The sequence below is a fragment of the Streptomyces sp. NPDC085946 genome (assembly GCF_044540485.1).
In the GTDB taxonomy this organism is placed as follows: Bacteria; Actinomycetota; Actinomycetes; order Streptomycetales; family Streptomycetaceae; genus Streptomyces.
This window is the reverse complement of the sequence record NZ_JBITSF010000037.1, coordinates 14,715-27,027: the sequence shown is the minus strand read 5'-3', so window position 1 is coordinate 27,027 and position 12,313 is coordinate 14,715. Positions and strand designations below refer to the sequence as shown.

Genomic DNA, 12,313 nt, shown 5'->3' with positions numbered 1-12,313 from the left:
CCCTGATGCGGGGAAAGGGTGAGGTGGCAAAGCGCCGATCGTGTCGGCGTGGGTGTAGCCGGGCGGGTTCAGTCGGTGGCGGACGGCTGCAGCAGTGCGAGAAGGAGGCCGCGGGCGCGGTGACGGGCGCGCGCCACCCGGATGTCCGCACGGTTGGCTTGGCCGATGGCCTCGTCGAGAGCGGCAAGGGCTGCGTCGACGAACGGCTTCTCGACCCGGTCTGTGGTGCGGCCGGGCTCGGTGAGTTGCCAGAAGGCTGTTTCCGCGGCCGGCCAGTACCGTGTCAGCGCGGCAGAAGCCCACGGGCCGGGCCTGCGGGCATCCAGCTTGATCTTGGCCTTCGGCGATGGGTCGACACTGCTGTCAGTGGCGATCTTCCAGGCGATCCTTGCGGCGAAGTCCAGCCGCTCCCCGGCCTGCTCCGCAGCGGTGTGGCAGCGCTTGACGTGGTAGGCCATCTCCGGGTCGTTCTCCTCCTGCCACTGCAGGACCTGCGGACTGGTCGTCCGGAACCAGACGCTGTCTTTTTGCTGACCGTCCTGGTCGAAGCCGTAGGCGCGCACCCTCAGCCGTGGCAGCAGCCACCTGGGCAGGTGCTCGAGAGCCGGAGGGCGGCGGGCGTCCTGGCGGCTGTCCTTCAGCAACAGCGAGTCCAAATCCCGCCACAAGGCCCGCGCTCCGTCGGCCTCCCGCGGCTGGAAGTTGCCGTCCCCTCGCCGGTCGAGGATCTGGTACGGGTCACGCACCTTCTGCGGCGGCTCGTGCGTCGACCAGGTGAGGTAGGCATCGGTCACCGTGCGGCCGTCTTTGGACGGCACGAGCAGCGCGGCATGACGGAACCGGCCGGTCAGCATCCGGCCCGGCCACGTGACCGGCGGCAACGTTCCCAGGGGTGCGGGGAGTTCCTCCTCCCACGGGCACGCGTCCTCGGTCTCCCAGTCGACCTCGATCTGTGGGCTCGGTACGGCCAGCATCAGCGTGGTGAACAGGTCGTGCCCCCACGGGAAGTAGGAGATCGACTTGCGCAGCGGGGCCGCGTCACCGCTGCCCGCCCGTTCCTCGGTGATGCGGCGGGGCGTGCACTGCCCGGACGGCCCGTAGTACAACTGCGCGATCAGATGCCAGGCGGCCTCCGCGGCCGGTACCGGCACGGGCGCGGTGTCGGTGAAATGCCCGAACAGCACCGCCCCGTTGACTCCCGTGGGACGGCCCATCACCAGCTTGTTCACCCCGGACGGGTTCGGCGCCCCCTTCGCGTCCACGCACTGCGCAACCAGGCGAGGATCCTGCAGGAACGGCCGCTCTGGATGAAACAGGTCGAACCGGCCCGCCAGATCCTCCCGGCCAAAGTAGGCGTCCACCGCCCGCGGATCGAACCGGCCGGCCTTCAGGAGACGCTCCCGCAAATCGAACCAGTCGTCGATCTCTTCCGCGACGTCCGGGTCATCGAGCCGCTCATCGCCATCGGCGGCGATCCTCGCCGTCATCGGCGCCAGAATCCGCATCAAGCCCGCTGCTGCCGGCGGCACCGGAATCTCTACATCCTCGATCTCGTGCGCCCGCGTGAACAGTTCACGCAAACCTATGCACGCCGGTTCCCCGGTCAGCAGACGTACCGGAATCCACGGCTCGACCCGCAGGTCGAATCCCCCACTCACGACCATCCCCTCCAACAACCCTGGACCATGACACACAGGCACGGCAAAGCCCCCAGCAGCCCTGCTCTGGCGTCGTCTGGGCATTCAAGCAGCCGCCACTGACAATGGGCCCGGACCCGGAGGTTTTCAGATCAAAGGCGGGCAGTGACTGGTATCAGCGGCGCACCAGACCGAGGTCCTCATCCAGGCAAAGAGTCTTGCCGCCGATCTTCACCGCCTGCGCGCTCCCGTCCTGTACGGGCTGGTACAGGACGCGCAGCTCTGCGAGCATCGGATGCTGCGTCCACGACTTCGGCGGGGCAACGCTGTCGGGGTCGGCTTCCTTGAGCCAGTCGGCGCGGATTGGGATGGTGCGGCGCATCACCTCCCGCACGGACGCAACCGGCATCGTGCCGTCCGCCGCAGCTTGGGGAAGCAGATGTACTCCCTCCAGGTCCAGGGTCACCCGGCCGTCCTGGTGCACGTGGGCGCACAGCAGTCGCACCGAGTCGGCGCCGAGCCGGGTGGACACCTCCCACTCGTCCTCTTCACCGGGCAGATTGTGCAGGTCATGCAGCGCCGAAACGCTCCGCGCGCGCGGGACGGCGAGGAGGCCGGCCATGCTGCGTTCCGCCATCTCCTTGCCCTTGTGAGCTGTCCAGGCTTTCGCCTCGCTGCTGCCCGGGGTGTTCCAGTCGAACTCCTCGCTGTCCCCGTGGACGGCTTCGACCAGGTCCTGCACGTCGCCCGGGATGGAGACGGTCCCTCCCTCGATGTCGGCAAGAGTGCGGGAGGTGGAGGAAAGGAGGTGCTCGGAGTACACCTCGCCCCACTGCCCTGGCGTCTTCCCGTCGCCCGCGATCGGGTCGAGCACTACCAGACGCGGCCCGCCCGCCCAGGCCGGGCGGCCGCGGCCGTCGGGATAGCCGTGCCGGGCCCAGTGGTTCTCGTGCCGCCAGCACCGCCCGGCCCGCTGCAGCAGCAAAGAGAGCGGAGCGAGATCGCTGATGACGATGTCGGCATCAAGATCAAGCGACTGCTCGACGACCTGAGTGGCCACCACGATCCGGCGCAGCGGACGCGGCCCTTTACGGCCCAGCCCTTGCGTGACCTCCTGCGTGCGGGCCTCACGCACGTCACCGGGGAAACGGGCGTGCAGCAGTTGCACGCTTCCGCCCTGCGCGTGGGAGCGCTTGTCGAACCGCTCACGCAGCTTCAGGTAGGTGTCCTGCGCGTCCCCAACGGTGTTGCACACCACCAGAGCAGTGCCGCCCTCCTTCCCGCTCACCGGTTTCAACAGGCGTTCGATCACCGCCAGCCGGGCCCGGGCACCCCCACCGGAGCCGTGGACGACCGGCTCCACCACGACATTCAGCTCCATGCTCCGCGCACGCGCCTGCTCACTTTGACGGGCAGGCGAAATCTGAGTCGCCCGGCCGCTCTCCCCGTCCACATACAGCCACCCCGGATAGGGCGCCGGGAACGTCCGCTTGCTCAGGGCGCGCGTCTTATGACCGGCGCCCTGCAAGTACTCCTTGATCAGCCGGTCGCTGACCGACGCCGGCAACGTCGCCGACAACAACACCACCGGCACGCCGTACGTCCCGAGCCAGTTCAGCAACCGGCCCAGCAGCACCTGCATGTAGGGGTCATAGGCGTGGGCCTCATCGACGATGAACGTCTTCCCCGACAAAGCCAGCAACCGCAGCGCGCTGTGCCGCACCGGCAGCATCGCCATCAGGGCCTGGTCGATCGTGCCCACCGCGAACTGCGCAAGCAGCGGCCGCTTGGACCCGCGCAGCCACTGCTGCGGCCGCATGTCCGCCTCCGCCCGCCTCCTGCCTTCCCCCACCTCGTCCCCGTCACAGGTCAGCACGCTCTGCGCCACCAGGTCCTCATCGGCGTAAGCACTGTTCAGCCAGGCCATACTGTGCACCAGCGTCAGCCCGGCCTCCTCACCGGACTGACGCAGCAACGCCTGCGCGACCCGCCCGTACATCTGATCGCTGGTGGCCATCGTCGGCAGCAAAAACGTATACCCCCGTGTGCCGAACGCCTCGGACAAGATCCGCTCGGCCTCCAGAGCCGTCTCGCTCTTGCCATCCCCCGGTGCCGCAGTGACGAGAAAAATGCCGCCACGACGCCCCTCACCCACCGCCTGGCGCAGCTCGTCCATCACCGAGCGCTGCAACGGATTGGGCTCACCTTGAATGCCGTAGGCCTGCGCGAACTCCTTGCGCTGCAACTGCACCCGGGCCAGCCCGGCCCCGGCCAGCAGACGAGGAGCATCGTGCTGGGACCGCTGGAAATGATCCGCCAGCACCGGCTCCAGCCCACGCTGCCGCTCCCGGAGGTAGTCCTCTTGACTGACCAGCCAGTCCGCGAGAATGACCACGCCCGTCACCAGCACCGCGGCCGGCGCCTTGAACACCCCCGGCCCCTTCGGCGCGCCCAGCAACCCGTGCACCGCGGCCGCGTGCGCCCTCCGCTGCTGCGCCCAGGCAGCACCACCGAGAAACGCCGCAGCGATACTGTCCTCGAGACGGTGAAAGCGTCCGTGATGACCGCCGATGACCTCGGCCAGCCGCTCCGCGACCCTCAGCTCCCCGTCACCGGCAAAACCCAGACCTGCCAGCACATCTCTCACGCCCTGTGCGCCGGCCACGTCATGCCCGAACCGCTGCGCACACATCTTCACCCGGTCACCGCCCAGCTCCGCGCTGAGGTAGCGGCTAGCGTGCCAGGAACAGAACTGGAACCCCGACAGCTTGCCGATGTCGTGCAGACCGGCACATAACCCGACCACCGCCCGCGCACGGTCCAGCTCGCCCGCCAGCCCCATCCCCTCCGCGATCCGCACACGCTGGTTTTCCGACAGGTAGACATCCCACAGGTGCAGCGCCATCGCGGCAGCATCCAGCAGATGCCGGATCAACGGATACGGCGCCAGCCCTGGATCCAACCCCCTCGACTTCCCCCACACCGACTCATCCGGCACTCCCCACTCCCCCACCATCCCGCCTCCTCGGACAGCCGACCAAACCCCACTACAGAAGCCCGCATTCAATCACCAACCACCGACAACACCCCCGCCACCCAACCCTCGATACAGTGACCACATGCAGCCCCACCCCCCACGACATGGACCACTCCCCAATGCAAAGGAAGAGCAAAGCCCTTCCTGAGCCCCAGGTCAGAAAGGGTCCTCCCCGCCGACGCGGGGGTGCTCCGGCGCCGGAGCTGCCCGAGGTGGAGGTGCCGGTGTCCTCCCCGCCGACGCGGGGGTGCTCCGCACGAGCAGCGCGCGAAAGCCAACGCGGCCGCGTCCTCCCCGCCGACGCGGGGGTGCTCCGTCCGAAAACCCGGGCGCAGTCGGTGCAGCGGCGTCCTCCCCGCCGACGCGGGGGTGCTCCGGTCCTCCTTGTAGGAGGAGCCGGTCATGACCTGTCCTCCCCGCCGACGCGGGGGTGCTCCGCTGGCCGAGGAAGCCTTTCGGGCCACTGTGAGGTCCTCCCCGCCGACGCGGGGGTGCTCCGTGGGGACCGACGACCATCGCTGTCGCCCAGGAGTCCTCCCCGCCGACGCGGGGGTGCTCCGATGACGGACGCCGAATACAGCCAGGCCCGTCGGTCCTCCCCGCCGACGCGGGGGTGCTCCGACGCTGGAGCTGATTACGGCCAAGACCGTCGAGTCCTCCCCGCCGACGCGGGGGTGCTCCGCACCTCCCGGGCCGTCAGGCGAAGTACCTGGAGTCCTCCCCGCCGACGCGGGGGTGCTCCGACTCAGCGGCTCATCAACGGCTACCTCGGGACGTCCTCCCCGCCGACGCGGGGGTGCTCCGTGGGCCGAGATTCAGGAGGGCTTGGAGCGCGAGTCCTCCCCGCCGACGTGGGGGTGCTCCGGACGCCCGGATCCTGACCCCGGCCGGTCGGCTGTCCTCCCCGCCGACGCGGGGGTACTCCGGCCGCGGACTACACCCGATCCCAGTACAAGGGTCCTCCCCGCCGACGCGGGGGTGTTCCGTTCATCGACGCGAGCCACTTCGGTGGTGGGGCGTCCTCCCTGCCGACGCGGGGGTATTCCGCCAATCACGAACCGGACGAAGAAGGACGGGCTGTCTTCCCCGCCGACGCGGGGGTATTCCGTTCGGCGCCCTTAACGCCGTCGTCCTCGCCGTGCTCCCCCGCCGACGCCGGGGTGCTCTGTGGCCGCCCTTCCAGCCTTCGTAGGTTGCACCGTCCTCCCTGCCGACGTGGGGGTGTTCCGACATCCTTCGCCGGCCAGCTCCGCGGCCAGCCGTCCTCCCCGCCGACGCGGGTGTTCCGAAGCCCTTGAGGCCTGAGAAGCGGAACTGGAGGTAATCCACCGCTGTGGTCTTCAGCTCCGTATCCGGCACTCCCCACTTACTAGCCGCTGAACACACCGCCCCCACCGCGACGCGGGCTAGATGGATAACCACGGCAGCAGCAGAGTCCACTGAGTCCGGACTCAGTGGACTCTGCTGCTGTGCCCTTCTACGACCGGGTTGTCGGCTGTCGCGGCGGGGGTACCGCGCCCAGCAGTTCCCACAGGGGGCGTGAGCCGGCCGCCCACTGGGCGAGGACCTGGCGGTCGACGAGGTGCAGGCGCTGCTGTTGGGCGAAGGTGCGGCCGGGTTGGGTGATGCGGCCGTTGGTGACCAGGACGACGACGTCCGCTTTGTGGACGGGGCGGCCTGTGCCGTTGAGGACCTGCAGGTCGGGGGTGCCGACGGCGGCGCCCTGGCTGCCGTTTCTGCGGTGCTTGCACTGGATGACCCAGCGCCGGCCGTAGGGGTCGGTGGCCTTCACATCGGCGCCCAGGTCGCCTTGGCCGCCGACCTGGGCGGCGTCCGTGCAGCCGTCGCGGTGCATCAGGTCCCGGATCGCGTGCTCAAACTGGCGGTGGGACAGGGCGTCCAGTTGCGCCAGCCCGTAGCGCAGTGCACGCGCCTGGGCCTGCTGCCACTGCGCGCGCTGGCTGCGGTGCTGCCACCAGCCCAGTGCGCCCAGCAGCAGGACGAGGGCGGCGGCGGCAAGGACCCACCAGTGGGCGATCAGCCAGTTGACCACCGTGACCATCAGGCTGATGGCCACCATCGCGGCGATGCCCACGGCCAGCAGCTGCATGTCGTCCTGCTGCTGCCGACGGTTGCGTCGGGGGTGCCGGGCAGGGCTGCGGCGCCGGGGCGGGCGCCGGCTCACTGCCCACTGCCCAGGGTGGAGAAGTCGATCGGGTACGACACCGTCGGCCTGGGCGGTGCCGGCCTCTTCTTCGGGGCGTCGAACTTGATGGGGTACGACACCGTGGGCCGCGGCATCCTCATGCGCGGTTTCGCCCGGCCGGCACTCTGGTCGAAGCGGAGCGGAGAGGTCACCGCCGGCCCCTCCCCCGGCTTCGAGCGCGGGCCGGTGGTGCCACCCGCTCCCCCGTTGCCGTTGCCAAAGCCCACGACGGCCACGGCAATCAGCGCGAAGACGGTGAGCTCCCGCCGGGCACCCGGCGCCCATCGAAAGTGCCCGCGCACCGGCGTCCCATCGGAACGCACATAGGGCCGCACGAACGGCATCTGGTCCTCCCCCAAGCCATCACAACCACGTGGGGACCATGCTGGAGGCGACCACTGACAAACGATCTAGGTTGGAACAGCGGAGAGTACCTGTTCAGGACACCGGCTCCACACATCGCACGCCGGTCACTGTCCGACTTCGCTCGAACGACAGTCCCGCACTTCCCCGAGCACGCCCGCGGGCACGTCCAGGAGCAATTGGTCGTGTCCGCAGAGCAGGCCAAGCAGCAGAAGGCCAAGGAGTCCGTTCCGCTGCCTTGAAATGAAGTGCCGGATCATTCCTCATTGATCAAGAAACGGTGTCGGTCCCTCTCGGACGGGCGCCTTAACGTCCGACCGCCGGTCTGTATCTGGGCAACCAGGACGTGGCTGAACAGAACCGCAGGCCTCCTGGTATCCAGACCAGGGGGCCTGCGGTGTTTCCTGGGTGATCCCATCCAGTCTCAGCGACGCATGCGCTGGACGGGGCGGAGCGGAAGTGATCGATCGAGTCACAGCGGCAGGTTGTTGCCCCCGGGGACCGGCTTTACCAGTCCCTGTGTGCTCTGGGTCTGGTGGTGGCAGCAGAGACGGAGCGATGCTGCGGGCCTCGTCGAAGTCGACTGGCCCCTTCGGGGGAAGAACCGGCACGAAGTCCGGTCCTCTCGCCGACGCAGGGATGATCCCCACACCATCCTCAATAGGACGGCAGAGAGACTCGCTCAAAGCGGTGCCGAGCCACATCACGCCAGTACGCTCGGCCAGCGTCCAGGAGATCATCATGCCCGGGTACGCTCGGGTCATGATTCGCGCTGTGATCTTCGACGTCGGCGAGTGCCTCGTGGACGAGACCACCGAGTACAGCGCCTGGGCAGACTGGCTCGGCGTACCCCGTCACACCTTCCACGCCATGTTCGGCGCGGTCATCGCCCAGGGTCGCGACTACCGCGACGTGTTCCAGGAGTTCCGGCCTGGTTTCGACCTGTACGAGGAGCGGGAGAAACGGGCACAGGCCGGCCAGCCCGAGACCTTCAACGAGGAGGATCTCTACCCCGATGTCCGTGACGCGCTGGCTGCGTTGCGCGCGGACGGCCTGTGGCTGGGCATCGCCGGGAACCAGACCGTACGCGCGGGCAAGATCCTGCGCACGCTGTTCGCCAACGACGTCGACCTGATCGGCACCTCCGACGACTGGGGCGCCAGCAAGCCGGATAGGGCCTTCTTCGATCGCGTTGCCGAGGTCGTTCCGGTTGATCCGGCTGAGATGCTGTACGTCGGTGACCGCGTCGACAACGACATCCGGCCCGCCGTCGCCGCCGGCATGCACACCGCGCTGGTGCGCCGCGGGCCCTGGGCGACGATCCAGTGGAACAGCGAGGAGGCGCAGAAGTTGCCGACGTTCCGCGTCGAGAGCCTTTTGGAGCTGTCCCCGCAGATCGCCCGGTTCAACGAGCAAGTGCACTGACGGTGGTCGTCCACCCGTACAACCGGTCGTCCAGCTCCCGCACGCACTGTTGCTGCTGGTGCGGCGCCAGCGCGCGCCGCACCTCGCGGATGCGGTCCATGCCCATCGCGTACCAGGTGCACTCCAGTTGGTCGAGTGCGCGCAGCGCGTATCGGCAGGCGGCTTCCGGGTTTCCGGCCGCGGCTTCGACCGCGGCCAGGTCGCCGAGCACGACCGTGGTCTGCTTTTCCTCGGTTGGGTCGAGCGCGTCAAGGACGCTGAGGAGCGTCTCGCGCGCTTGCGGCAGGTGTCCCGCGCGCAACTGCGTGTTCCCTTTGAACGCGGCGAGCCTGGCGGGGGAGAACCAGTCCAGCCACGGGGGTGAGGCATGCTCCGATCCGGTGGCGAGGACGTCCTCGGCGTGGCCGATCAGGTGCAGCGCCGTCCTGGTGTTTTCGCAGCGGGTTTCGCATTCGGCCTCCACCGCGTCGAGCCAGGCGAGCAATTCGGCGGAGGCCGGGCCGCGACGGGCGTAGGTTCGCGCGGCCACCATCCGCTCACCGGCTGCTTCACGGTCACCGGTCCAGGCGGGGATGAAGGCCATGTGTGCCAGGATCGCGGCGCCGAGCAGCGGGTCGTTGGCCTCGCCTGCGGCCTGCAGCGCCCGGAGCAGGGTGTGTCCAGCGCGGTCGGGCTCACGGGTGTCGAAGAACTCGATCCTGCCGGCCAGCAAGTAGCTCTCGGCGAGCGCTGCGGCGATCCGCTGCCGGGTCTGTCCGGCAGTCTCCGGGAGGAGGGCGCAGCCGAGGGTGGCGTGCGCGAGTGCCGCCGGGTGCAGTGTGGTTGGCGCAACAGACCAGTACAGGCGCCGGTGCGAGCGGGTGACGGCTTCGTAGTCCTCAGCCGCGGTCGCCGGCTGCACTGCGACGGGTTGGACGGGAAAGGCGGCATGGCCGACAGCGGCAGCCGTAGCAGCAAGTACGGTCCGCCGCCCACTGTCGGGCGCCCCGCTGGGCGATGTGAACCCAAGAGCTTCCAGGTCTTGCCCGAGCGTACGCGTGAGAGCCTGGGCAACCTCGGGCTGCGGCCAGGGCGGAGCATCGGATTCCCAGCGGCGGACCTGACGGACGCCGACGCCCAGGGCGTCGGCGAGGGCCTGCTGAGAGTGGTAACCGGCCGCGAGCCGGGCGGCCTTCAGGCGAACGTTTCCAGGGCGTGCCACAGCTGTACCTCCATCGTCGTGTACTGCGGCAAGTGTCGCTTCAAGTCCTCTTGCTGACTAGTGGTCACCTCTACGGCTTATTAAAAGTCCTCTTAACGACACCAAAGAGACCTCTTTAAGTCCTCGGTCTTCGATTTAAACAGGACCACTCTGGTGTTCACCCGATCACGCCCTGTGCCGACCGAGGAGCCCTCGATGCTCACCGTTCCAACCATGGACAACCTGTGCAGGACGCCGCCCGCGTGTCACATCGCCCCGGTCTTCGCCGTGCTTGTCATAACGCAGGCGACCAGAGGCGGCATCACCGTACGGCCCTCGACGAAGCGGGATGCCATGTCGGACAACGTGAAGCCGCCGACCGCGCGGAAGGAACCGAGCACGCGCCTGGCCACCAGGAGCAGCAACAGTCGGGACGGGTTGTGATACGCACCGTCGGTCGGTACGCGGGAGTCCTGTTCATCATCATGATCAGCGGGTCATGCGGCCTGGTGATCGGCATGGCCCTCGCCATCGACCAGTAGACCGGCCGCCCCGGACGGGTGTCCCCTCCCCGGCCCGGGGCGGCCCTCCACGCCACTCATATACCGCCCAGAACACACATCGATCACGTGCGTGGCAGCAAAACCGCGACCGGCACCACGGCCGAGGACGGGCCGGACCTCGACCTGAACCTCGAAACCGTCGCTTCGGCTGTCTCTGGCCCACAGCTGAACGGCACCGTCGACAGCTGTGGCTCTACTTGCCAGCCCGCCTGCTTCATCAGCACCTGTATCGACGGGTGACCCACCCCGCGGGGCCTATGTCGACCAGGCCGAATCCCGCACCACCCCGACCGCCAGGAGGCACAGCGATGTATCCCGCAGTAGACGCGAACATGATCAAAATGTTCGCATTCCACACGGGTGCGACGCGATGACGGGCACCGAGACCCCACCGCAGGCGGCCGGGGCCGATCCGGTCCCAGCGCTGATTGCCGAGGCGTTCGAGGCCGGCCGCCGCTACTGGCCGCACGACCGGTACGTCGGCCTGGACAAGAGGCTGCGGGAAGAGGTCGAGCGCCTGGTACCGATCGTGCAGCGCCGCGCCGACCGCACACCGTCTCGCTCCCGCCAGTGGTACGCCTGCACCAACGCCATCGACGCGGCCCAGGACGCCCTCGCCTTCCAGATGGGCACCGGGCCGCTCGCCGCCTCGCTGCACGTCGCCGAACTCGCCCGCAGGATCATCGCGCTGCGCGAGGCAGCCAGCATCCATCGCGACGACACCTCTCTCATGACCCCTCGGCCTGAGACCGAGCCGGCCAGCCCTCCGGAGTCCCTCTCGCTTGGCGTGATCATGCGTCTAAACGCCCGCACCTGGATCGAACAGGACGACAAGGGCGCCCCGCTGCCGGTCCTGATGCTCACCCACCCGCCGACCAATTGGGGCTGGACCGGCCCGGCCGCCCATACGGCGCCCCGCAATGACGCCGGCCCATTGCCCGTCGAGGCCGTCATGCGGCGTGTCGCGGCATCCCTCAACGCCGTCCCGCCGGGTGCGGTGGTGCCGGACGTCGGCCGGCGCATCAGCCTGCACGGACCCGAAGCACTGCTGTGGTTCTCTGGCTGCCCCTACGCCCTGAAGATCAGCAATCCGCGCTGGCTGCACGCAGCGGACACCGCCGGGCGGGCGCTGCTCCTGGTCGGGCTGGAGGAGCTGTCGCCGGTCGCGTCGGCCGCCGAGGTCGAGGAGTACCGGGACAGCGCCCGTGCGGCCGGCCGCCTGCACTGCGCCCTCGCACACGTCGGCCGCCCACCGAAAGACGCCCGATGAAGACGCCGACCCGGCCGGAGACGGCCCCCTTCATCACGGCATGGAGCGGCGAGCAGCCACAGCAGCGCACGGTGGTGTATGCGGGGCGGGGTGGTATCGCGTTCGCCGACGAGCGCCCCGAGGACCGCGACCAGTACGGCGTGCTGTGGAACGGCCGCGCCATGGCCCCCGGCACCGGACACCCGCTCTACGGCGACGTCCACCCGCTGCGGCAGCGCCATGCCATGCAGCACCTTTTGTGCCAGGTGTGCGGCGGCCCCGCCGACCGCGACGAGCGCGGCGCGCTGTGGCTGCTGGAGGACAACCGGAGCGACTGGACGGGCTGTCCGAACGACCTGCTGACAACACACCCGCCGCTCTGCCTGCCGTGCGCCAGCACGGCCGTCACGCAGTGCCCGCACCTGACCGGCAACGCCGTCGCCGTCCGCGTCCGCGACAGCGACGTGTGCGCCGTCTACGGGCGCATCTGGTCAACCTCGGCATGCGGACGACCGGTACGCACCGCGGTCAAAGACGTCGTGCCCTACAGCACGATGGCCACACGCTGGGTGCTCGCCGGACAACTCGTCCGCGCCCTGAACCACTGCACCCTCCTCGACCTCCAGCACGAACTGAAACGATCTTCATGAACG

Annotated in this window: 8 protein-coding genes and 1 CRISPR repeat array; of the genes, 3 read left to right on the top strand and 5 right to left on the bottom strand. The window is 69.0% G+C overall.

Annotated elements, in window-relative coordinates; translation table 11 throughout:
* Window positions 1-68: 68 nt before the first annotated feature.
* The 4 genes from casA to ACIF8T_RS37635 form a co-directional block, all read right to left on the bottom strand.
* Entirely contained in the window at window positions 69-1,664 is a 1,596-nt protein-coding gene (casA, locus tag ACIF8T_RS37650; RefSeq protein ID WP_400041682.1) for a type I-E CRISPR-associated protein Cse1/CasA, read from the bottom strand.
* 148 nt (window positions 1,665-1,812) lie between these two features.
* Window positions 1,813-4,653 (bottom strand): CRISPR-associated helicase Cas3', encoded by a 2,841-nt coding sequence (gene cas3 / locus ACIF8T_RS37645; protein ID WP_400041647.1) that lies wholly within the window; start codon window positions 4,651-4,653, stop codon window positions 1,813-1,815.
* Between the two features lie 186 nt (window positions 4,654-4,839).
* Window positions 4,840-5,964: direct repeats of the CRISPR family, unit length 29 nt; unit sequence GTCCTCCCCGCCGACGCGGGGGTGCTCCG.
* A 187-nt stretch (window positions 5,965-6,151) separates the two neighbouring features.
* Complete coding sequence (locus tag ACIF8T_RS37640) at window positions 6,152-6,784, bottom strand: restriction endonuclease (RefSeq protein ID WP_400041645.1); 633 nt, start codon at window positions 6,782-6,784, stop codon at window positions 6,152-6,154.
* Window positions 6,785-6,855: 71 nt separating this feature from the next.
* Window positions 6,856-7,224 carry a hypothetical protein gene (locus ACIF8T_RS37635; RefSeq protein ID WP_400041643.1) on the bottom strand — a complete coding sequence of 123 codons (369 nt, stop codon included), beginning with the start codon at window positions 7,222-7,224 and terminating at the stop codon, window positions 6,856-6,858.
* 781 nt (window positions 7,225-8,005) lie between these two features.
* On the opposite strand from ACIF8T_RS37635, the gene ACIF8T_RS37630 reads away from it, so the two are divergent.
* Window positions 8,006-8,668 (top strand): HAD family hydrolase, encoded by a 663-nt coding sequence (locus tag ACIF8T_RS37630; protein ID WP_400041641.1) that lies wholly within the window; start codon window positions 8,006-8,008, stop codon window positions 8,666-8,668.
* Here the strand turns inward: ACIF8T_RS37630 and ACIF8T_RS37625 are convergent.
* The gene (locus ACIF8T_RS37625) at window positions 8,649-9,869 is read right to left on the bottom strand and encodes a helix-turn-helix domain-containing protein (protein WP_400041639.1); all 1,221 of its coding nucleotides are present in this window, start codon (window positions 9,867-9,869) and stop codon (window positions 8,649-8,651) included. The two genes, ACIF8T_RS37630 and ACIF8T_RS37625, sit on opposite strands and share 20 nt — an antisense overlap.
* 912 nt (window positions 9,870-10,781) lie before the next feature.
* On the opposite strand from ACIF8T_RS37625, the gene ACIF8T_RS37620 reads away from it, so the two are divergent.
* Both ACIF8T_RS37620 and ACIF8T_RS37615 read left to right on the top strand, forming a co-directional pair.
* Window positions 10,782-11,681 carry a DUF6415 family natural product biosynthesis protein gene (locus ACIF8T_RS37620; protein ID WP_400041637.1) on the top strand — a complete coding sequence of 300 codons (900 nt, stop codon included), beginning with the start codon at window positions 10,782-10,784 and terminating at the stop codon, window positions 11,679-11,681.
* Complete coding sequence (locus ACIF8T_RS37615) at window positions 11,678-12,310, top strand: hypothetical protein (RefSeq protein WP_400041635.1); 633 nt, start codon at window positions 11,678-11,680, stop codon at window positions 12,308-12,310. The genes ACIF8T_RS37620 and ACIF8T_RS37615 overlap by 4 nt, the downstream gene beginning before the upstream one ends.
* The last annotated feature ends 3 nt before the right edge of the window (window positions 12,311-12,313 follow it).

Bases quoted from the DNA above. Each gene is read 5' to 3' on its own strand.
- ACIF8T_RS37640 (WP_400041645.1), bottom strand. From the start codon at position 6,784: ATGCAGCTGCTGGCCGTGGGCATCGCCGCGATGGTGGCCATCAGCCTG.
- ACIF8T_RS37615 (WP_400041635.1), top strand. From the start codon at position 11,678: ATGAAGACGCCGACCCGGCCGGAGACGGCCCCCTTCATCACGGCATGG.
- ACIF8T_RS37630 (WP_400041641.1), top strand. From the start codon at position 8,006: ATGATTCGCGCTGTGATCTTCGACGTCGGCGAGTGCCTCGTGGACGAG.
- ACIF8T_RS37635 (WP_400041643.1), bottom strand. From the start codon at position 7,224: ATGCCGTTCGTGCGGCCCTATGTGCGTTCCGATGGGACGCCGGTGCGC.
- ACIF8T_RS37620 (WP_400041637.1), top strand. From the start codon at position 10,782: ATGACGGGCACCGAGACCCCACCGCAGGCGGCCGGGGCCGATCCGGTC.
- cas3 (WP_400041647.1), bottom strand. From the start codon at position 4,653: ATGGTGGGGGAGTGGGGAGTGCCGGATGAGTCGGTGTGGGGGAAGTCG.
- casA (WP_400041682.1), bottom strand. From the start codon at position 1,664: ATGGTCGTGAGTGGGGGATTCGACCTGCGGGTCGAGCCGTGGATTCCG.